Source organism: Sphingomonas sp. FW306-05-A, assembly GCF_058782275.1.
This window is the reverse complement of record NZ_JBYSXN010000002.1, coordinates 300,960-323,067: the sequence shown is the minus strand read 5'-3', so window position 1 is coordinate 323,067 and position 22,108 is coordinate 300,960. Positions and strand designations below refer to the sequence as shown.

At 64.5% G+C, this 22,108-nt stretch carries 16 protein-coding genes, 1 tRNA gene and 1 pseudogene; 17 read left to right on the top strand and 1 reads right to left on the bottom strand.

Going from position 1 to position 22,108, the window contains the following annotated elements; translation table 11 throughout:
• The 6 genes from AC3WJR_RS10405 to AC3WJR_RS10380 all read left to right on the top strand — a co-directional run bounded on the left by AC3WJR_RS10405 (position 1) and on the right by AC3WJR_RS10380 (position 9,019).
• Positions 1-1,602 carry a DHA2 family efflux MFS transporter permease subunit gene (locus AC3WJR_RS10405; protein ID WP_492724776.1) on the top strand — a complete coding sequence of 534 codons (1,602 nt, stop codon included), beginning with the start codon at positions 1-3 and terminating at the stop codon, positions 1,600-1,602.
• Positions 1,599-3,104: an efflux transporter outer membrane subunit gene (locus AC3WJR_RS10400; RefSeq protein ID WP_492724774.1), complete on the top strand. Its 1,506-nt coding sequence runs from the start codon at positions 1,599-1,601 to the stop codon at positions 3,102-3,104. The genes AC3WJR_RS10405 and AC3WJR_RS10400 overlap by 4 nt, the downstream gene beginning before the upstream one ends.
• A gap of 37 nt (positions 3,105-3,141) precedes the next feature.
• Positions 3,142-4,311 carry an acetylornithine deacetylase gene (gene argE, locus AC3WJR_RS10395; protein WP_492724772.1) on the top strand — a complete coding sequence of 390 codons (1,170 nt, stop codon included), beginning with the start codon at positions 3,142-3,144 and terminating at the stop codon, positions 4,309-4,311.
• 492 nt (positions 4,312-4,803) lie between these two features.
• Positions 4,804-6,069, top strand: a complete 1,266-nt coding sequence (locus AC3WJR_RS10390; protein WP_492724770.1) for an EAL domain-containing protein — start codon at positions 4,804-4,806, stop codon at positions 6,067-6,069.
• A 33-nt stretch (positions 6,070-6,102) separates the two neighbouring features.
• Positions 6,103-8,568 (top strand): sensor histidine kinase, encoded by a 2,466-nt coding sequence (locus tag AC3WJR_RS10385; RefSeq protein WP_492724768.1) that lies wholly within the window; start codon positions 6,103-6,105, stop codon positions 8,566-8,568.
• Between the two features lie 61 nt (positions 8,569-8,629).
• Positions 8,630-9,019 (top strand): response regulator, encoded by a 390-nt coding sequence (locus tag AC3WJR_RS10380; protein WP_354282122.1) that lies wholly within the window; start codon positions 8,630-8,632, stop codon positions 9,017-9,019.
• A gap of 45 nt (positions 9,020-9,064) precedes the next feature.
• Here AC3WJR_RS10380 and AC3WJR_RS10375 read toward each other — a convergent pair whose 3' ends face one another.
• A complete protein-coding gene (locus AC3WJR_RS10375; protein WP_492726108.1) occupies positions 9,065-9,952 on the bottom strand; it encodes a methyltransferase domain-containing protein in 888 nt (295 codons plus the stop codon).
• Positions 9,953-9,960: 8 nt separating this feature from the next.
• On the opposite strand from AC3WJR_RS10375, the gene AC3WJR_RS10370 reads away from it, so the two are divergent.
• The 11 genes and pseudogenes from AC3WJR_RS10370 (at position 9,961) to AC3WJR_RS10320 (ending at position 22,105) form a co-directional block, all read left to right on the top strand.
• Positions 9,961-10,686, top strand: a complete 726-nt coding sequence (locus tag AC3WJR_RS10370; protein WP_492724766.1) for a ComF family protein — start codon at positions 9,961-9,963, stop codon at positions 10,684-10,686.
• Positions 10,687-10,759: 73 nt separating this feature from the next.
• A complete protein-coding gene (grxC, locus tag AC3WJR_RS10365; RefSeq protein WP_492724764.1) occupies positions 10,760-11,017 on the top strand; it encodes a glutaredoxin 3 in 258 nt (85 codons plus the stop codon).
• Positions 11,014-11,847 (top strand): carbon-nitrogen hydrolase family protein, encoded by an 834-nt coding sequence (locus AC3WJR_RS10360; RefSeq protein ID WP_492724762.1) that lies wholly within the window; start codon positions 11,014-11,016, stop codon positions 11,845-11,847. Before grxC ends, AC3WJR_RS10360 begins: the two co-directional genes overlap by 4 nt.
• Positions 11,844-12,332 (top strand): DUF1178 family protein, encoded by a 489-nt coding sequence (locus AC3WJR_RS10355; protein WP_492724760.1) that lies wholly within the window; start codon positions 11,844-11,846, stop codon positions 12,330-12,332. The genes AC3WJR_RS10360 and AC3WJR_RS10355 overlap by 4 nt, the downstream gene beginning before the upstream one ends.
• Positions 12,333-12,400: 68 nt before the next feature.
• Positions 12,401-12,477 (top strand) — tRNA-Arg (locus tag AC3WJR_RS10350).
• Positions 12,478-12,784: 307 nt separating this feature from the next.
• A pseudogene (locus AC3WJR_RS10345) lies at positions 12,785-14,296 on the top strand (alpha-L-fucosidase).
• 44 nt (positions 14,297-14,340) lie between these two features.
• The gene (locus AC3WJR_RS10340) at positions 14,341-15,894 is read left to right on the top strand and encodes a beta-galactosidase (RefSeq protein ID WP_492724758.1); all 1,554 of its coding nucleotides are present in this window, start codon (positions 14,341-14,343) and stop codon (positions 15,892-15,894) included.
• Positions 15,867-16,424 (top strand): beta-galactosidase trimerization domain-containing protein, encoded by a 558-nt coding sequence (locus tag AC3WJR_RS10335; RefSeq protein WP_492724756.1) that lies wholly within the window; start codon positions 15,867-15,869, stop codon positions 16,422-16,424. Before AC3WJR_RS10340 ends, AC3WJR_RS10335 begins: the two co-directional genes overlap by 28 nt.
• Before the next feature lie 93 nt (positions 16,425-16,517).
• Positions 16,518-19,301, top strand: coding sequence for a TonB-dependent receptor (locus tag AC3WJR_RS10330; RefSeq protein WP_492724754.1), 2,784 nt, complete (start codon positions 16,518-16,520; stop codon positions 19,299-19,301).
• Between the two features lie 38 nt (positions 19,302-19,339).
• On the top strand, positions 19,340-20,974 hold the full coding sequence (locus tag AC3WJR_RS10325) for a DUF5597 domain-containing protein (RefSeq protein WP_492724752.1): 1,635 nt from the start codon (positions 19,340-19,342) through the stop codon (positions 20,972-20,974).
• A 93-nt stretch (positions 20,975-21,067) separates the two neighbouring features.
• Positions 21,068-22,105, top strand: coding sequence for a cache domain-containing protein (locus tag AC3WJR_RS10320; protein ID WP_492724750.1), 1,038 nt, complete (start codon positions 21,068-21,070; stop codon positions 22,103-22,105).
• Positions 22,106-22,108: the final 3 nt, after the last annotated feature.

Below are 22,108 nucleotides of genomic sequence, written 5' to 3'. Positions count from 1 at the left end.
GTGGCAACCGCCGCAAGGCAGGATGGATGGGATCCGTCGCGATCGGGCGCGGGCAGTTACAGCCCGTGGCTGATCGTCGGGATCATCAGTATCCCGACGTTCATGGAGGTGCTCGACACCTCGATCGCCAACGTTGCGCTTGATCATATCGCGGGGGGGCTGTCGGTCTCCAACGACCAGGCGACGTGGGTGCTGACCAGCTACCTCGTCGCCAACGCGATCGTCATCCCGATCAGCGGCTGGCTGTCCGACGTGATCGGGCGGAAACGCTACTTTCTGCTGTCGATCGCGCTGTTCACGCTCGCCTCGCTGCTGTGCGGGCTCGCGCCCAACCTGACGACGCTGGTCATCGCGCGCGTGCTGCAGGGCATTGGCGGTGGTGGCCTTGCGCCGGTCGAGCAATCGATCCTGGCGGATACCTTTCCCCCAAAGCAACGCGGGATGGCGTTCGCCGCCTTTGCGATCGTCGTCGTCGTCGGCCCCGTGCTCGGGCCGACGCTCGGCGGATACATCACCGAGAATTCGAGCTGGCACTGGGTCTTCCTGATCAACGTGCCGATCGGGATCGCCTCGGTGTTCCTCGTCAACATCTTCGTCGACGAACCCGACGCGATCAAGGAAGACCGGCGCAAGCTGCTCGCGCGCGGGATCCGGGTCGATTATGTCGGGATCATCCTGATCGTGCTGGGGCTCGGCTTCTTCGAACTGACGCTCGATCGCGGCGAACGCGAGGACTGGTTCGCCAGCACGCTGATCATCGCGACCGCGAGCATTTCGTTCGTGTCGCTGGTCGCGCTCGGCTTCTGGGAAACCAACCACGACGAGCCAGTGATCGACCTCAAGCTGCTCAAGAGCCGCAACTTCTCGCTGACGCTGCTGATCATGGGGATCACTGGGATGATCCTGTTCGGGACGACCCAGTTGATCCCGCAGATGTTGCAGCAGGTGCTGGGGTATACGTCGTTCCAGGCAGGGCTGGCGCTGACCTTCGGCGGGATCGCGACGCTCGTCGCGGTTCCGTTCGCAGGAAGGCTGTCGGGCGTGGTCGACGTACGGCTGATGCTGTTCCCGGCGTTGCTGGTCCAGGCGTTCGCCTTGTGGAACATGACGCATTTGAACGCGGACATCACCTTCCACGATGCCGCGATCGCGCGTCTGTTCCAGGCGATGGCGCTGCCGTTCCTGTTCGTGCCGATCAACGCGGTCGCCTATGTCGGGCTGCCGCAGAATAAGACCGCGCAGGCATCGAGCCTGCTCAACATCGCGCGTAACCTCGGCGGGTCGATCGGTATCTCGACCGCACAGACGTTGCTTGCGTCGGGGCAGCAACGGCACCAGTCCGAACTCGTCCAGAAGCTCAATCCGCTCGATCCCAATTATACCGACTGGCTGTCGAAAGCGCAGGGCGCGTTCGGCGGGCAGGGGGATCCGGGGACGACCTCTCTGGCGGTGCTGTACCAGACGGTGCAGCGCCAAGCGTCGATGCTCGCGTTCCTCGACGTGTTTCGTTCGCTGATGATCGTGGTGCTCGTCGTGGCACCGCTCGTATTCCTGATGCGCTCCGGCAAGTCCGGTGGCGGTGGTGGAGGCATGGCCCATTGACCCGCTCGCTTTTTTCTCTCGCGCTGCTGGGCAGTACCCTGCTTGCGGGCTGTACCGTCGGGCCGAACTATACCGCGCCCAAGCTCGCCGTCCCGCCCGCCTTCGCCGAACGCCAGCTTGCCCCGGCGCCTGGCGCACAGGTCGATCCGGCACGCTGGTGGGCGGCGTTCGGCGATCCGCAGCTTGATTCGCTGGTCGATCGCGCGCTGAAGGACAGCCCCGACATCGCGATCGCGGCGTCGCGCGTGCGGCAGGCGCGGTTGCAGGAAGTGTCCGCGCGCGCGGTCGGCAAGCCGACGCTCGATGCGGCGGGCAACGTCAGCCATATCGAATTCAGCAAGAACGCCGGACTCGCCTCGATCGCGCAAGCCTTCTCCGGCGGGAACGGCGGCGGCACGGGCACCGGGAGTGGTGCTGGCAGCAGCTCGGGCTTCGCGCTTCCGGGAAGCGGGATCACGACCTTCTCGGCCGGGTTCGATGCGAGCTGGGAACTCGACCTGTTCGGCGGCGGCAGGCGGGGTGTCGAGGCGGCGGGCGCGCGGGTCGAGGCGGCGGAATGGACCAGGCGCGATGCCGCGGTGACGCTCGCGGCTGAAGTCGCGCAGGCGTATTTCGCGTTGCGGCTCGACCAGGAACAGATCGCGGTGATCCAGAGCGAGCTGGTGTCGCAAGAGCGCTCGCTCGATATCGCGGGCAATATCGCGCGGGTCGGGCTGGTGCCGTCGATCGACGTCACGCGGCAACGTGGATCGATCACCAGCACGCAGGCGCGGCTAGAGCCGATCCGGGCGGACGTGCGGGTGCGGATCCATGCGCTGGGGATTCTGCTCGGGGTCGAGCCCGAGACGCTGGATGGTGAATTGACGCGGCCCGGCGTTCCGCTGGTCGCGCTTCCGGTGGTGCCGGCGGGGCTTCCGTCGGATCTGCTGCGGCGGCGCCCCGATGTGCGTGCGGCAGAGCGGCAGCTTGCGGCATCGACCGCCGACATCGGCGTTGCGGTCGCGGACCTGTATCCCAAGTTCAACCTGACCGGGATCGCGCAATTGCTGTCGACCTCGCTCGCCACGCTCGTCGCGGGGAACAGCGTTCAGCTGACCGGGACCAGCGCGGTGCAATTCCCGCTGCTCGACTGGGGACGCCGCAAGGCGACGATCGGGATCCGCAAGGAAGACCGCGAACAGGCCTATCTGCAATATCGCACCACCGTGCTCGGCGCGCTGCGCGACGTCGAGGACCCGCTCGCGCGGATCGATGCCGAGCGTGCGCGCAACGCCGCACTGCAACGCGCGGTCGCGGACGCGCAGTCGACCGCGCGCTCGGTCGAGGCGCAATATCGCACCGGCTTCGTGACGCAGACGTCCTTGCTTGATGCGCAAGTCAGCGTGCTGACCGCGCGCGAACAGCTCGCCGCGAGCAACGCGCAATTGCGACAGGATACCGCCGCGCTGTTCAAGGCGATCGGCGGTGGCTGGGAAGAACCTGCGCCAACCCCGACAGGGTGATTGGCAAAGTGGTTAATACGTGCCTAGAACCAAGGGTATGGACACTGCCGACCAGCTCTACGCCGCTGCGCTGACCCATCTCGAGGCGCTGATCGGCTTCGATACGACCTCGCGGGATTCGAACCTGCGGCTGATCGAATATGTCGAAGCGTTCCTGTCGGAGCACGGCGTCGCCAGCCGGCGGGTCGCCAATCCGGAAGGGACAAAGGCGAACCTGTACGCGACGGTCGGGCCGGCGGTTGCCGGCGGGGTGGTGCTGTCGGGGCATACCGATGTCGTGCCGGTCGACGGGCAGGCGTGGAGCAGCGATCCTTTCGTACTGACCCGGCGCGGGGACAGACTGTTCGGGCGTGGCACGTGCGACATGAAGGGGTTTCTGGCGCTCGCGTTGGCGACGGTGCCGGGATTTGCGCGCGGGGAGTCGGCGCGGCCGATCCATCTCGCGTTTTCCTATGATGAGGAAGTCGGCTGCCTCGGCGCGCCGTCGATGATCCGCGAACTGGTCTCTGACCTGCCCGCGCCGCTTGCGGTGATCGTAGGCGAGCCGACCAGCATGGAAGTGGTCAGCGGGCACAAGGGTATCTCCACCTGGCGCGTGACGGTGACGGGGCATGAGGCGCATTCGAGCCTGACGCATCTCGGCCTGTCGGCGAACATGATCGCGGTCGGACTGATGGAACGGCTGCGGCAGATCGCGCTGGAACTGGAGCGGCACGGCGACTCGACGTCGCCCTATCATCCGCCGCATGCGACGCTGACGATCGGGCTGATGCAAGGCGGCACCGCGGTCAACATCCTGGCGCGCGAATGCATCTTCACCTTCGATTTGCGAACGCCGCCAGGGCAGGATCCCGACACCATCGTTGTCCCATTTCTGGACGCCTGCAAAACAGCTCATCGCACCGCGCGGGAACGATTCCCCGATGCGGGCGTGGCGGTGATTCGGCGGTCGGCCACGCCGTCCTTCGCGCCGGAGCCGAATGGTGCTGCAGAAACGCTCGCGCGGCGGCTGGCGGGGGACAATGGACCGACGCGTGCAGCGGCCTATGCCGCGGAGGCGGGACAATTCCAGGGGGCGGGGTTCTCGACGATCATCTGCGGGCCCGGATCGATCGAACAGGCGCATCAGGCGGATGAATTCATCGCGCTGTCGCAAATGGAGCGCGGCGCAGCGTTTATGGCGCGTTTGGCAGAGGCGCTGGCGTGATTATGAAAATGCTTTTGTCGCGCGATTACAGTCCGGTAGCCCGGGAACGGGAGGGCTTTACATATAGTGCGCTAATTCAATGCAGTAATTCGTATGTTTTACACCCCGCCGGGCCAAAAACGTCGGCGGTTGAAACGGCTTGGCGATTAACAGGCAGCGAATGTACTCCGTGCACTGTTCCGCCAAGCCGAGGAATTAGCTTACCAGGGACGGGTGCTCTCGCCCCAGACGAGCGCGAGGATGAACTTAACCATTGCTCTTCTCCAATTAGGTGCCCAGTTGGGCACGAATTTTTGTTAATAGAATCTTAAGGTTGTGGCAATCTGGTTTTCGCTGGAAAAGAGCCGGCCTCGGAACGCGCTTAACCGTTCGTTCAACCTTCGAGATTAGCGTGAGCGAATGCCGGAACGTGTGAGCCACTCTCAGGGAAACGCGTCGGCTGAGCGCAGCGAAGGCGCACGTCCCAGCCCCGCGATGCAGCAAGCGCGTGTCTTGAAGCGGGACAGTTCCGCAGGCCAGCACGTTGAATGGCAGGCGGTCGGCATTTGCGAGATATCGAACTTCACGGTTCTGCGCCGCCAGATAGGCGTTCGGCGTATGAACGAACTGCTGCAGTTGCTGTCGGAGCGGATTGTCGGTCTGGGATATGTCGACGCGGCGTCGGCAGGGCGCGGGACGATTGCATTTTCCTTTGCAGAGGCGGCGCTCGCGGATGTGGCTGTTTCAGCGGCGACCGTGTTGCGCGTCTGTCGGGGATCTCTCGCGGTTGATGAACGGGCTTGCCGGCCGTGCATTGCTGTCGGGGTTGCCGCGACGCCACACGGTGAAGTGGAAGAGGTTCGCCTGATCGAGGAGGCGGAGAGTGCGCTCGATGAGGCACGCTCCGCCGGAGGGCTTGCGGTCCGCGACCTTTCTCTCGACGCACCGGCATTCGACCGATTGGCACTCATGCAGGATCTGCCGACGGCGATCGCGAACGGCGAGATGTTCCTGCAATACCAGCCCAAGGTTCATGTCCGGCGCCAGGAGATCGGCAGTTGCGAGGCGTTGGTCCGGTGGAACCATCCCATTCGCGGGCTTATCGGCCCGGGGGACTTCATCACGGTCGCCGAGGACTGCGGGCAAATTGCCGCCCTGACCTTATGGACGCTCGATCGGGTAATCGAGGACCAGGCACTGGTCCATGGCGATGGCCATGACCTGCGGTTTTTCATCAATATCTCCGGCCAGTTGTTGTCCGACGACGCGTTCGTAGCCGCCGTTTGCGAGCGAATGGACCTGTGCGACGCCCGGATTGGTTTCGAGATTACCGAGACGGCAGTGATCGAAGACCCGTTGAGCGCGATTGCCAATCTCAATACCTTCGCGGCAGCCGGCATCGACATTGCGATCGACGACTATGGCGCCGGACTCTCGTCTTTGGCCTACCTCAAGCAGCTGCCGGCAAAAGAACTCAAGATCGACAAGCTGTTCATCCTCAATCTGACGAGCAGTAATCGGGATCCCCTGATCGTGCGGTCAACGATCGACCTTGCGCATGCGCTCGACATGGAGGTGACGGCCGAGGGTGTGGAGTCTCCGGCTGCCTTGGCCCTGCTGTCGGTCATGGGGTGCGATATGGTGCAGGGCTATCTGATCAGCAGGCCGGTCTCCCTCGACCTGTTCCGGCAGTTTCTTCGCGACTATTCGGCCGATTCGTGGCGGGAGTCCTGTCGTGGTACGTTTGCGCAGCCGGCGAGTTTCTGGAAGCGTGCGTGACTCCGGCGATATGATCGGACTGATCCGTTGGGCTTGAAAGCGACGCACTCACAGATCAAGGCGAGCATCGCCCTCATGGTGATGGGGCTGTTCTGCATTCTCAACGCTTATGCGGCGATCGCTGCACCGACGCAGCCCGCTGGCGATTTCGATTCCCTCATCGCGAACACGAAGGCGATGATGCAGGTCGATCCTTCCAAGGCGTTGGTATCTGCCGTTGGCGCGCAGCGCGTGGCGGCCAAGCGCAAAGGCCGTGAAGGCTTGGTGCAGCTTGCGACTGCCAAATGGCTTACTGCCGAAGCGTATCTGCGTTTGAGCGACACGGCCCAGGCGGCACCCGAACTTGACCGTGCTATCAGTCTTGCAAAGCAGTCAGGGATCACGACCAAGCTGAATGGCGACCTTCTGCTGTCAAAAGGGGGGCTTTTGCAGGCAACCGCCAGCTTCGCGGACGCTTTGAAGGCATATCAGCTTGCACACAATATCTTCAGGGACATCGGTGAAACCCGAAGTCAGGCGATATCTCTCATCAACATCAGTATCCTTTACCAGGAGGCCGAAGATTACAAGAACGCCATCCGATATAATGGAGAGGCGCTTGCGGTTTATAAGGGTGATCCAGGGCTCCTGTTTTCGATCTATGGAAGCCTCGGGATCGATCTGAACCAGCTTGGCAGACTTGCGGAAGCGCAGGTCATGTACGACAAGGCGCTCAAACTGGCGCGGGAGATGAAAAGCCCGATGCTGGAGGCACGCACGCTGCGCAATATCGCGCGAGGACAGTTGGAAGCGGGCAAGCTGGCGCTGGCAGACCGCACGATTGCGGAAGGGCTGCGCGTCTCGCGCGGCGAGGACGCTGCGCAGGCACGTCGTCACTTTCTGGAGCTATCCGCCCAATCCGCAGTTCAGCATCGCCAATATCGCCAGGCCGAGCGGCTGATCCAGCAGAGCTTCGACGGCGTCGACGTGACAACCACCACGCTCGATATGCGCGACGCGCACCAGACGGCCTACCGGATCTACCATCAACTCAATGACGAACATCAGGCGCTAATCCATCTCGAGGCACTGAAACGGCTGGATGACGAGACATCCAAGCTGTCTGCCTCCGCAAACAGCGCACTGGCGGCGGCAAGGTTCGATTTCGCCAACCAGGAAACACGGATCGCGCAGTTAAAGCAGGTTCAACTGCAGCGCGACATCGACGACGCCGCGCTTCGCGCGCGCACGCAGCAGACGATCTTCGGCGGGCTTGCCATCGCGGGCGGGATCATCGTGGGGATGCTCGTCTTCGGCCTCGTCACGATCCGCCGCAGCCGCAACGAGGTGCGCCGGGCAAACGTCGATCTTGCGGAAACCAACGCCGCATTGGGCAAGGCGCTTGCCGCCAAGACCGAGTTCCTCGCGACCACCAGCCACGAGATCCGCACCCCGCTCAACGGGATTCTCGGCATGACGCAGGTGATGCTCGCGGACGGCGGGATCGATCCAGCGGTGCGCGACCGGATCACCGTCGTGCATGGCGCGGGGATCACGATGCGCGCGCTGGTCGACGATATCCTCGACGTAGCCAAGATGGAGACGGGCAATCTGACGATCGAGGCGGTGCCGTTCGACCTCCGCGCGACGTTGCAGGACGTATCGCGCCTCTGGGAAGACCAGTCGCGCGCGCGCGGGGTCTCGTTCGTGCTCGATCTTGCGCAATGCCCCGCGTTCATCGTCGGTGATTCGGCGCGCTTGCGGCAAATCGCGTTCAACCTCCTGTCGAATGCGCTCAAGTTTACCGAGCGGGGCACGGTGACTCTGCGCGCGGTCGACGAAGGCGGGTCGCTCGCGATCTCGGTCGAGGACAGCGGGATCGGCATTCCGGCGGACAAGATCGACCTGATCTTCGAATCCTTCCGCCAGGCCGATGCCGGAACCGCGCGCAAGTTCGGCGGGACTGGCCTTGGCCTCTCGATCTGTCGGAACCTCGCGCGCGCAATGGACGGCGACATATCGGTGGCGAGCGTTCCGGGCGAAGGATCGACCTTCACCGTCCGCATTCCGCTCGTCCATGCAGCGGACCCGGCATCGATCCAAACGGCGGCGGATCAACCGCAGGATGCGCTGCTGATCGTCGACCGCAACCCGATCTCCCGCAGCATGCTGCGCGCCTTGCTGGAGGCGCGGGCCGGGACGGTGGTGTTCGCCGCATCGGTCGACGAAGCGCTCGATCGTCTGGCGCGCGGCGGCATCAGCCGAATCCTCGTCGACGAGGCGACGATCCGTGCCGAGGTCGATTCGGACGCCGCAATGGAGCGGATCGGACAGTGCGACGTGCCGTCCTTCTTATTGTGGTCGACTCCGAAAGACGCTGATCTTGCTCACTTTGCCGCTCTGGGCATTGATCAAGTCATCGCCAAACCGATCGCCGGAAATATCCTGTCGGACCGGCTGTTCCGCGATCCAGGTACGCAAAAATCCCCGATCTCCGGGGTTGTTTCGCAGGCTGCGTAATCCGATAGAGGGCCGATGCAGTCGGATGGATCGCCTTTATGTTCAGTGTTGGGGTGAGCCGGTGAATATTCTCTTCATCGAAGACGACCCGATGAACCGTCGCGTGGTCAAGGATATGCTCGACGTCGCCGGTGCGACGATGACGGGGGCCGAAAGTGCCGAGATCGGTCTCGAACTGATCGACGCGAATGATTACGCGATGATCCTGCTCGATTTGCGGATGCCCGGCATGGACGGGTTCGAGGCGCTGCGCCGGATCCGGGGGCGGACCGACGCCAAGGCCAAGCTGCCGGTCATCGTCGTCACCGCCGACACCGCGGTCGACCTGCGTGAACGCTGCATCGCGGACGGCGCGGACGATATCCTGTTCAAGCCGGTGGCGATGGATTCGCTGTTCGACGCAATCGGGCGGACGCTCGCCAAGAGTTCGGGCGACGGCATGATCCTCTGACCGTCGCAAGATTGCGGCCGTCACGCCCCCGTTCGGGGCGCCATCCTATTCCGACTTGGGTTCCGGAAAGCGCGCGAGCGCGGTCTTGAGCGACTGCGTCCCGCTGCCGCGGCGCGCGGGTTGTGGCTGGCTCGGTGCGGGGGCCCAGCCGGTCAGGTAGATGATGTCGAACTGTTCCGCGGTCTTGCCGTCGGGATCAGCGCGCGCGGCGAAGGCTTCAGCGGCGCTCGCCAGCGTATCGCGGCGCAGCGGCACGCGGTCGCGCAGGATGTTGGTCGCCGCCATCCCGCGCAAGTCGCGCAGCAATCCGCCGACATTGGAATAGCGCACTGTCAGCGGCTCGATATCCGCAACGGGCAACGCGAAGCCTGCGCGCATCAGCAGGTCGCCCGCCGAGCGCACGTCCACTTGCGGATGGATTCGCGCGGCGGGACGCTCGCGTTCGACCTCGCGCAACGTTGCACGCAGCGTCGACAGCGTCCCCGCTCCACAGAAGGCGGCAAGGAACAGCCCGTCGGGCCGCAGCATCCGTCGTGCCATCGCGAGCGCGCCGGGCAAATCGTTGACCGTGTCGAGCACGCCCGCCGATACGATCAGGTCGAACGATTCCGACGCGAACGGGAGCATGTCCTCATCCGCCTGCACGCCGCCTGCGCTAAGCGCGAAGGCCGCCCCGGCATCGCACCGCGTAACACGCACGCCCGGCGGGGCCGGAAAGGCCGCGTCGAAACAGCCGAGATCGAGCATGTCGGCAAAGTCGCGCTTCACCGTGGCGAGCCGGTCGGCCAGCCCGTCGATCATCACCGCGCGGAGGAAGTCGTACGACGCATACTCCGGCGCGGCGCGGTCGCGGTGGAGACGTCGGGCTACGCGATCGAAGATTTCGGGGGCACTCACGGTGCGCCTTGTGCCGCGTGGCGGTGCGCGCGACAAGGGGAGACGTGGCACCCTGGCTGATCCCGCTGCGGCTCGTCGCCGATTTTGCGTTGCCGCCGCGGTGTCCGGGATGTGGGGCGGTGACCGGGGCGGATCACCGCTTCTGTGCGACGTGCTGGGGTGATCTGCGGTTCCTGACGCCGCCGTGGTGCGCGGCGTGTCATCAGCCATTCGCGTTCGACCATGGTGCTGGATCGGTGTGCGATCGATGCGCGCAGGATCCGCCGGTTCATGCCGGTATCCGCGCTGCGGTCGCCTACGGCGATGTCGCGCGAACGGTCGCGTTGCGGCTGAAGTACGGCGGGCGCATTGCGTTCGCGGATACGATCGCGCAGCAACTGGCGCGGTTGATGCCTGCGGAGGCGGAACTGATCGTGCCGGTTCCGCTGCATCGCTGGCGGCTGTGGTCGCGCGGCTTCAACCAGGCTGCGCTGATTGCCGCGGCGGTCTCGCGTGCGAGCGGCGTCCCGACCGATCCGCTGTTGTTGCGGCGCACGCGCGCGACGCCGCCGCTGCGCGGGATGGGACCGCATGCGCGGGCGCGGACGGTTGCGGGGGTGTTTCGGGCGGTCGATCCCGGTGGCCTGTTGCGCGACAAGGCGGTGGTTTTGATCGACGATATCCATACCAGCGGTGCGACCACGGGCGGATGCACGCGTATCCTGCTTGCAAGCGGTGCGCGGAGCGTGACGATCCTGTGCTGGGCGCGCGTGCTGGGCGAGACCGAATGATCCCGAACGATTGACCCCGGACGATTGACCCCGAACGATTGACATTACGGGGGGCACCCCACATTTCTGCATCATGGCAAAAATTGAAATCTATACCAAAGCGTTCTGTCCCTATTGCTCGCGTGCGATGAAGTTGCTCGCGTCCAAGGGTGTCACTCCCGAGGAATATGACATCACGATGGGTGGCCCGAAGCGTGCCGAAATGCTCGAGCGCGCGCCGGGTCGTACCACCGTGCCGCAGGTGTTCATCGACGGAAAGCATGTCGGCGGATCGGACGATCTCGCCGCGCTCGAGCGGGATGGCAAGCTGGACGCGCTGCTCGGCCTGTGAAGATTGCGCTCGCCCAGCTGACCAGCGGGATCGACCCGGCCCGCAACGCGGCCATATTGATCGATGCGGTGGAGCAGGCGGCACAGGGCGGGGCGGCGATGCTGTTCACGCCCGAAATGTCGGGGCTGGTCGACCAGGACCGCGAGCGTGCCTCCGCCGTGTTGCGGAGCGAGGACGATGACGTCGTCCTCGCCGCGGTTCGCGAAGCGGCGGCGGCGCACCGGATCTGGGTCCATCTCGGGTCGCTTGCGGTCCGGGGCGAGGACGGTCGGCTGGCCAATCGTGCGTTCGTGATCGACGACACCGGCGTGGTGCGGGCGCGCTACGACAAGCTGCATCTGTTCGATGTGGACTTGCCAACGGGCGAACGCTGGCGCGAGTCCGCGGCCTATGCGCCGGGGCAGGGAGCGGTCGTCGTCGATACGCCGGTCGGCAAGCTCGGGCCGTCGATTTGCTACGACCTGCGCTTTCCTGATTTGTACCGCGCCTTGAGCGACGCGGGCGCGACGGTTCTTGCGGTTCCGGCGGCGTTCACGCGTCCGACGGGGGCCGCGCACTGGCATGTGTTGCTCCGCGCGCGCGCGATCGAGGCCGCGGCCTATGTCGTGGCGGCAGCGCAGACGGGTGAGCATGAGGATGGCCGCGCGACCTATGGTCACTCGCTGGTGATCGATCCATGGGGTGAGATCATCCTCGACATGGGTGAAGCCGCGAGCGTGGGGTTCGCCGAGATCGACCCCGCGCGGATCGCCGATGTCCGCGCACGGATCCCAGTGCTGGCGCATCGTCGCGCCATCCCCGCGGTCGAGACCGGAAATCCGACCGGATGATCGTGTTCGACTTGCGGTGTTCGTCGGAGCATGTGTTCGAGGCGTGGTTCGGCTCCAGCGCGGCCTATGACGACCAGCGTGCACGCGGCTTGCTGTCCTGTCCGTTGTGCGGAGACACGCAAGTCGGCAAGGCCGTGATGGCACCCAATGTCGGGATCAAGGGGAATCGCGGCACTGGGGCCTCCGTGCCTGCCATTGCACCCTCCGCAGGCGACGCAACGCCACCGCCGGGGAAGGTCCCCGCACCAGCCGAGGTGAAGGCCGCCTTGCAAGTGCTGGCGCAGGCGCAGGCGAAGATGCTCAGCCAGTCCAAATGGGTCGGCCGCGCTTTCGCCGACGAAGCGCGGGCGATGCATGACGGCAGCGTCGAGCAGGCCCCGATCCACGGAGAGACGACGATCGCCGAAGCCCGGGCACTGGTCGACGAAGGCGTTCCGATCGCCCCCTTGCCGATGCCGTTCCTTCCGCCGGAAACCGTCAACTGACGATCTTGCGCGCGATGCGCGGCGCGTCGATTGACCCGCTCCAGCCGACCCATTACGGTCCGCTCCGCGCCCCCGTAGCTCAGGTGGATAGAGCGACGGTTTCCTAAACCGCAGGCCGGTGGTTCGAATCCACTCGGGGGCACCAGCAATACTGCCATCGCCAGGTTTACGTCGGCTGCGAGATGCAGTTCGTGATGCCTCGTCGCGTATTTGTCGCAGCCATGCAGTCTTCTTCCAATGTCTCCTCCACAGCACAACTTGTGGCGCATCGGCTTGCAAAATCAACATCAGGTTCCTCGACCACGCTACCGTAAACTTCTGCTCCTGAAAACAGATTTGCAAATATGAGCTGAAACGCTACTGTAGGTAACAAGTCGTGTCCGGCGACAAGGGGGGGGAGGGTCTTGGAACCAATCAGCAAGCGGGCGTTCCTGCAGGCGTCGTTGACGACGATGTTGGCAGGGGCTTCACCCGCCCAGGCGCTGGGCACCCCCCGCAAGCATGCCGCGCCCTCGGCCAAAACCCCGCTCGTAACGGGGCCATTCGATTCCACCGAGGCGTCGCTCAAGGCTTACCAGACGCCTGCGTGGTTCCGCGACGCCAAGTTCGGCATCTGGGCGCATTGGGGGCCGCAGGCGGTGCCGCGCCAGGGCGACTGGTATGCGCGCTTCATGTACGTGCCGGGGCATCCGCACTATCAGCATCACCTCCAGACCTACGGCCATCCGTCGGAAGTGGGATATAAGGAACTTATCCCGCTGTGGCGCGCCGAGCGGTTCGATCCCGAGGCGCTAATGGCGAAATACGCCGCAGCCGGGGCGAAGTATTTCGTCTCGATGGGCGTCCATCACGACAATTTCGACCTGTGGAACTCGCGGCACCAGCGGTGGAATGCGGCCGCGATGGGGCCAAAGCGCGATATCGTCGGCGCGTGGAAGGCCGCCGCCACCCGGCGCGGCCTGCGCTTCGGCGTGTCGGAGCATCTTGGCGCGAGTTATACCTGGTAGTACCCCAACCATCTGTACGACCAGTTCTGGCCCAAGCTCGGCGTCCAATACGACGGCGCGGATCCGCGCTTCGCCGATCTCTATTACGACAATCGCGACGAGCCCTTCGTCAACACGCCCGAATCCTGGTACACCAAGAACCCGGTGCATCACAAAAGGTGGTTCGACCGGATCAGCGACTTGCTCGACCAGCATCAGCCCGATCTGCTCTACTCGGACGGCGGGCTTCCCTTCGGCGAGACCGGGCGTGCGCTGCTCGCGCATTTCTTTAACCGCAACATCGCGCGCGGCGGCGGGTTGCAGGCCGTCTACAATTGCAAGGATTCGGGCTCGGGCGCGTTCGATCCGGCATGGGCGGTGCAGGATGTCGAGCGCGGGGTGCTCAAGGGCATCAACCCGCTGCCGTGGCAGACCGACACGTCGAACGGCGACTGGTTCGACAATGCGACCTATGAGTACAAGAGCTGCACCGAGGTCGTCGCGATGCTGGCCGACATCGTCAGCAAGAACGGCAACATGCTGCTCAACGTCGTGCTCCACGCGGACGGCAGCCTGCCCCCCGAGTCCGAGACGTTGCTGGCGGAATTGGCACCGTGGATGAAGGTCAACGCCGAAGCGATCCACGGCACGCGCCCGTGGAAGATCTTCGGCGAGGGCCCGACCGAAGCGGCCGCGGGCATGTTTAAGGAAAAGGCGGTCTACACCGCACGCGACATCCGCTTCACGACCAAGGATGACACGCTGTACGCGATCGCGTTGGGCGAACCCCGCGGGCAGACCGTCGTGACCGCGCTGGCCGCGTCCAATCCGTACGAGAAGCGCCGCGTCCTTGACGTGCGATTGCTCGGCCACCCCGGTGTGCTCCGCTTCCGCCAGACCGACCAGGCGCTGCTGATCGACGTGCCGGATCGCTTGCCGACGCGGCACGCCAGCGCCTTCGCCATCCGTTTTATTTGACGCTGACCGCGTCGCCCATCCCGTTTCCCCGAAAGACCCGACCGATGCCAAGTCCACGATACCGCCTCGCCCGGATCGGCAGCGCGCTTGCGCTCGCCATGTGCGCTACGGTCGCCCCGTTTGCTGCCCCCGAAGCCGCGCAGGCGCAGAGCGCGGCCGGCCATCCCGACTGGCCGGGGCGCGGCAATTTGTTCGTCGGCGCGAACTATCAGCCGGTCGATCGCACGCCTACGCAGATCCGGCAGGACATTGCGGTCATGAAGGCCGCACATTTTACGATGGTCCGGATGGGCGACCTGTCGTGGGATGCGTTCGAGCCAAAGGAGGGCGTCTATACTTTCGAATGGTTCGACGCCGTACTCGCGCAAATGCATGCCGCGGGGATCAAGGTGATCGTCGACATTCCCGGGCTCCCCGCGCCGATCTGGCTGCATAAACATTATCCCGGCGCGGACATCGTCAATCAGGACGGCGTCCGGCTCCACGCATCGACGCGCTATCAGGACAATATCGGCGATCCCGACTACCGCCGCCTCGTCCGCAAACTCGCGGTCGCGATGCTCCAGCGCTATGGCAAGAACCCCGCGGTCGCGGCGATCGGCTATGACAATGAAGTCGGCAGCTCGCCCATGTCCTATTCGGACGCCGACCGCGGTCGCTTCGTCGGCTGGCTCCAGAAAAAATACGGCACGATCGCCGCGCTCAACACCGCATGGGCGACGCAACGCTGGTCGCGGCATCTCAACGGCTGGGACGAAATCGACTTGCCTTATGGCAACGGCCCCGGCCCGAACGAGCGCAACCTCGATCTGCGGCGCTTCTGGTCCGACACGACGATCGCCGCGCTGACCGATCTCGACGATGTCCGCAAGCAATACGCGCCCAATCTGCCCGCCGTCTCCAACCTGTGGCCCAACGCGCCCGCCAAGGGGTTCGACTGGCTGCGGTCGTGGGACAAGATCTCGTCCTACGGCGCAGAGGGCTTCTACCCCGGCGATCCCCTGAGCGCCGCGTTCGAGGTGATGATGATCAAGGCCGGGCACGACACGCCCGTCTGGTTCAACGAATTCACTGCGGGCGGCGGCGGCGATTACGGTGCGCCGGGGCGGTCGCGGATGTGGGCCTATTTCGGGCTGCTCAATTATGCGCAGTCGTTCCTTGCCTGGACCTTTAATTCGCATCTCGGCGGTGAGGAACAGTCGCTGTTCGGGTTGGTTGACCATGACGACCGCCCGTCGTGGAAGGTCGCCGAATTCGGCAAGATCGCTTCCGAGTTCAAGACGCTCCAGACGATGGGCTTCCCGCGGTACCGCAAGCCCGACGTCGCGCTCGGCTATTCGTTCGCGAGCATGTGGCTGACCAGCCCGCCGCCCGGCCCCAACACGATGAAGCAGTATTTCCAGGGAAATTACGCGGATCAGGTCAAGGCCGCGTTCCAGCCGCTGTACGAGGACAATGTCGACGCGGCGGTGCTCGACGTCGGGCATGACAAGATCGACGCGTACAAGCTCGTCGTCCTGTCGAGCGCGTACATCATGGACAAGAGAGCGCCGACGCGATCCGCCGTTACGTGGCCAATGGCGGCACGGTCATCATGACGGGCTATTCCGCCAAGGCGGACGAGACGGGGAAATGGTTCGACACCCCGCTGCCGGGTCGGTTGAGCGACGTGTTCGGCCTGCGCACCAGCGCCTTCTATCGTTCGCCACAGCCATTGAAGATGGGATTCGCGGGCCAGACCCGGACCGGATCCGACGGCTATTACGAAATCCTAGAGCTCGGCGCGGCCAAGCCGATGGCGACGTTCGAGAACACCCCGGCAAAAAGCGCGGCGATCACGGTCAATCGGTTCGGTAAGGGGCGAGCGATCTATCTCGCCACCGCCGCGCAGCCCGAATTCATCGGGCCGCTGATCCGATCGCTCTACCGCGACCTTGCTATCGAGCAGGGGCCCGTGACGCCGAAGGGCGTGTCCGCGCGGACGGTCGAGGGACGGACGCTGTACGTCAACACCACCGATGCTCCGGCGAGCATCGCGGTCTCGAGCGGACGCAAGGACGCGCTGGGTACCCCGGTCACCGCGGGCAAGCTCACGCTGCCGGGCTACGGGGTCGCATTGATCGAGTAGCGAGCAACATCTAGCAATGATTTATATTGCACTCATGGAAACAGGATTGTATCCGCAAAATCAATAGTAAGACAAAAGCGTTAGGGGTTGGGTATGCGTTCGATCAATTGGCTCGTCTCGGCACCGCTGCCCCTCTGCCTGATTTGGTCGACTGCTGCGGTCGCGCAGGTCGCGCCCGCGCCGACCCCCGAAGCGCAACCCGCAACCCCCGCCGCTGATCCAGCATCGGATGGCGCCACACCGGCGGCGGCGGGGGACACTGCTGCCGTCCCGCCGAGTGACATCGTCGTCACGGGCACGCGCGCCAGTCTGCGCTCGGCGCAGTCGATCAAGCAGAACTCCTCGCAGATCGTCGATTCGATCGTCGCCGACGACATCGGCAAGCTGCCCGATCGCAACGTCGCCGAGGCGCTCCAGCGCGTCGCGGGCATCCAGATCCAGCGCAATTACGGCGAGGGAAGCTCGGTCGCGATCCGTGGTCTGACGCAAGTGCGCACCGAACTGAACGGACGCGACATCTTCACCGCGGGCGGGGTCGACCAGCTCAGCCTGGAGGACGTGCCCGCAGAACTGCTCGCCGGGATCGACGTCTACAAGAACCCCTCGGCGGACCAGATCGAAGGCCAGTTGAGCGGCGTCATCAACTTCCGCACGCGCAAGCCGTTCGATTTCCCGGGCGCGAAGCTCGCCGCGAACGTCACCAACAATTATTACGACCTCGTCGGCAAGAGCGGCCCGTCCGCGTCGCTGTTGCTGAGCGATCGCTGGAAGACCGGGATCGGCGAATTCGGCCTGCTCGCCGACGTCGCTTATCAGAAGGCATATTTCCGCGACGACCAAATCACCACCGAACCCTATTACACGCTCGACCAGAGCCGCAACGCCGACGGCAGCTTTGTCAATCCGGCGGACGCCGCGACGGCGGCGACGCTCGGGCGGTCGGGACAAGTCACTAACATCCCGCACGGTGGCGGTCTCAACAAGAATTACGGCGACCGCGAACGCTTCGGCGTCGACGTGGCGGTGCAGTGGAAGCCGACCGACACGCTGCTGCTGACCGGCGAAGTGTTCCGCAACCAGTATAAGTTCAACATCCGCGGCAATGCCTTCTTCGCCTCGACCGGCGATGCGGCGATCGCGCCGCTGCCGGGTGCGCCGTTCAGCTTTGCCGACAATGGCGACTTCCAGAGCGGCACGTTCCAGAACGTCCCGCTCGGCTCCTATGCCAGCCAGACGACGCGCGATTCGACGACGACCGATTACTCGCTATCGGCGCGCTGGAACCCGACGCCGCAGCTCGAGGTCACCGCGGATGGGCAATATATCAGCTCGTCGACCAACACCTCGAACTTCATCGTGCTGACCAACGGGCCGAGCACGACGTTCCAGCAGGACGTATCCGGCAAGATCGCGTCGTTCAGCACGATCCCCGCGACCGCGACGACCGACACGTCGCTGTTTTCGAACAACGGCTTCCTCGATGATTTCGCGCGTTCGCGTGGCTCGGAGCGGACTGGCCGGCTGGATGCGAAGTACAGCTTCACCGGATCGATCCTCCAGTCGCTGCGCGCCGGTTTCCGTTATTCGGACCGGCGCAACGCCACGCGCGACACGGGCTATCGCTATTCCAGTATCAACGGACGCGGCGGGCTCGAGAATTACGACCTGAGCGACATCCTGCGCGGTGACGCGAACGTCTTCGGCAGCGTGGTGACCTTCCCGCTCGATACGATCGGCAATTACAACGATACGCTGACGTCCTTCGGCATCGACGGTGCGCCAGCGTATCTGCCGAGCGGGTCGAATGCGCAGAAGCAGAAGATCTATGCGGGCTATGTCGCCGCCTTCTTCGATGCGGCACCACTGTCGATCCCGCTCGACGGGAACATCGGCGGGCGTCTGGTCAAGACCGACCTGTCGGTGTCGGGCTTCTATCAGCAGGTGCCGCAGATCGTGCAGCCGGATGGATCTGTCTCGACCGGCGCGCCTGCGTTCCAGCAGATCGCGGTGTCCAATTCCTACACCAAGTTCCTCCCCAGCGTGAACCTGCGCTACCATTTCACGCCGAAATTGCAGTTGCGGCTGGCGGCGTCCGCCAACCTCGCACGCCCGACCTTCGCGCAGCTCAACCCGAGCCTGACGCTGACTCAGCCGGGTCCGGCGCAGCAGAATGAGGTCCACACCGCAAGCGGCGGCAACCCGTTCCTCAAGCCGATGACGTCGCGCAATTTCGATGCCTCGCTCGAATGGTATTTCGCGCGGACCGGGTTCATCTCTGTCGCCGGATTCTACAAGCAGATCAACGGCTACATCCAGACCGCGGTGACCCCGCGCGACATCACCTTCCCCGACAACAGCAGCTACACCTATCAGGTGACGTCCTACACCAATGCGGCGGACGCCAAGGTGAAGGGGGCCGAGGTGTCGTATCAGCAGTTCTTCGATTTCCTGCCGGGGCAGCTTAGCGGGTTCGGGGTGCAGGCGAACTTCACCTTTGTCGATTCCAAGGCACCGAGCCCGGCGACGTCGGGCCCCGTGACACAGGTCCCGCTCGAGCTATTGTCCAAGTACAGCTACAATCTCGTCGGCATCTACGAGAAGGGCAAGGTCTCGGCCCGCGTCGCCTATAACTGGCGGAGCAAGTTCGTCGAGACGACCGCCGGGGTCGGCACGGGCAATCTGCCGATCTTCGACCGCCCCTATGGCCAGATCGATGCATCGGTGAACCTTGCGGTCACGCCGAACTTCTCGCTCGGGGTGGACGGGCGCAATCTCGGGAACGCGCTGAAACAATCCTATTTCGGAATCGAGACGCGTCCGCGTACAGCGACCATCTCCGATCGCCGGTTCAGCATCTCGGCGCGCGTCGTCTATTGATAGGCCCGAGGGGCCGTGGTTTTGAAGGATTGCCGATCATGAAGATCAGGACCGTGCTCGCGGCTGCACTGATGGCGGGGCAGGGTGCCGTCACGGTCCCGGCGCTTGCTGCACCGGACGCGACGCAGATCCCGCATTTCGTCGGCAAGGGCGGGCGGCATGCGCTGATCGTCGATGGCGCGCCGTTCCTGATGCTGAGCGGGCAAGTCAACAATTCGACCAACTATCCCGAACCGCTCGCCAAGACCTGGGCGGTGCTCGACCGGATCCATGCGAATACGGTCGAGGTCCCGGTGGCGTGGCAGCAGGTCGAACCCACCGAAGGGCAGTTTGACCTGTCGTTCGTCCAGGCATTGCTCGATCAGGCACGCGCGCATGACAAGCGTGTCGTGCTGTTGTGGTTCGGGACGTGGAAGAACACGTCGCCTGCGTATACGCCGGCGTGGGTCAAGCTCGACAACCGCCGTTTCCCGCGGATGAAGGACCGCGCCGGGAAGGACCACGACGTCCTGACCCCGCTGTCGACCAAGACGCTCGAGGCGGACAAGCGCGCCTTCGTCAAGCTGATCGAATATCTGCGCGACCATGATCCGCAGAACACCGTCATCATGGTGCAGGTCGAGAATGAGACGGGCAGCTACCGCGTGCCGCGGGATTACAGCGCGCAAGGGGACAAGCTGTTCGCCCAGCCGATCCCCGCGGCGCTGGCCAAACGCATGGGCAAGCGCGGCACCTGGGCCACGGCGTTCGGCGCGCAGGCTGATCGCGCGTTCAACAGCTGGTACGTCGCATCCTATGTCAATGCGATCGCGGCGGCGGGCAAGGCGATCAAGCCGTTGCCGATGTACGCCAATGCGGCGCTCGCCGGGCCGTCCAACGTGCCCGATCCGACCGGCGTGGCCTCGGGCGGGCCGCAGCAGGACGTGCTCGACATCTGGAAGGCGGCGGCTCCAGCGCTCGATCTGCAGGCGCCCGATATCTACGATCGCAAGAGCGCGAACGTCATCCAGTATCTCGACAAGTTCGCGCGGGCCGACAATCCGCTGATGGTCCCCGAAATCGGCAACGGCAGCGATTTCGCGCGCTACGTCTATGCAGCACTCGGCCGTGGTGCGGTCGGGTTCGCGCCGTTCGGAATGGATGAGACGGGCTATCTCAACTACCCGCTCGGTGCCGCGAACATGGATGCAGCGACGCTCGACGCGTTTGCCTTGCCCTATGCGGCGTTTGGATCGATCATGCGCGACTGGGCGCGGATCGCGTCGGAGAAGCCCACCTTCGGGTTCGCCAAACCCGATGATGGTGCCACGCAGTCGACCACGATGGGCGGCTGGACGATCACCGCGAAATGGGGCGAGTGGCAGTTCGGCGAGAAGGACTGGACGTGGCTCAAGTCCACGCCAGCACCCTGGGCGGACCAGCCGATCGGCGGCGCGGCGATCGCGCAACTGTCGGCGAACGAATTCCTCGTCGTGGGCGATCACGTCCGGCTGATCTTTTCGGGCGCGGCAGGATCGCCGCCGAACGGCATCGTCGTCAGCGTCGAGGAAGGCCGGTTCGACAAGGGGCAGTGGGTCAGGAGCCGCGTCTGGAACGGCGATCAGACAGACTATGGGCTCAATCTGCATGACCGCCCGCAGGTGCTGAAGGTGACGATGGGGCGGTATCGGTAAAGGCGCTCACGATCGGTGATCGGGTCCGCAAGACCCGCAATCCCATGTTAACGATCTGCCGATAAGCCGATCGAAACGTGGAAGAAAGTACCGATGCCCCGCCGCATACGCTCCCTGCTGACGACGTTGAGCGACCAGGTCACGGCGCATGTCCGCCAGGCCGAACTGATCGCCGGCCGCACCAATCTGCTCGCGCTCAACGCCACGATCGAGGCGGCGCGCGCGGGGGATGCGGGTCGCGGGTTCACCGTGGTGGCGCAGGAAGTGAAGACGCTTGCGGGGATGGCGGGCACGTCGGCATCCAGCTTCCGTGACGAGGTGCTCGGCTACCTCCAGCAGGGCACCGCGATCGCGGACGAACTCGCGCGCGACATCGAGAGCGGGCGGCTTGCCGATCTTGCGCAGTCGATCGCGGATACGCTTGCGCGCACCTTGTACGACCGGTCGATCGACGTGCGGATGCTGGCCACCGATTATTCGATCGCCGAAGCGTTGATGGTCGATCGCGCATCGCCGCGGATCGAAGCACGTGCGCTGGATCGGCTACGGTCGTTGCTCGGCTGCTCGCCCTATTTTCTCAACGCGTTCGTCGTGAACGCCGATGGCGAGGTCGCGGCGTGCGCGCATGAGAATGCCGCGGTACGAGGCACCAACTTCAAGGACTATAGCCAGTTCCAGCGCGCGATGGCGGCACCCCCCGAGATCACGTGGATGACTGACGCAGTCTGGCAGAACCCGTGGTCGGATGACCGCAAGGTGCTGGTCTATGTCGCGCCGGTGCGGATGGAAGGCGCGACGATCGGCGTCTGCTATCTTGAGTTCGATTTCGAGGGGCAGGCGGACGCGATCATGCGGGTGGTCGACAAGACCACCGGCAACGGCATCGCCTCGATCGTGGACGACCGGAACCGCGTCGTCGCGACGACCGGCAGCTACGCCTATCACGCGCGACACCCGCATGCGCTCGTCGGGGAGGGCGCGCGGCGGCAGTCGTCGGACGGGCTCAACGTGGCACAGGCGAGCGTGGTGTCCGAACGCGGGATCAGCGGGCTAATGCTCCGCTGCATCATCGAGGAACATGTCGCGACCGAACAGGACATCGTCGCCGCAGTATCCCGCCCGCGCAGATAAACC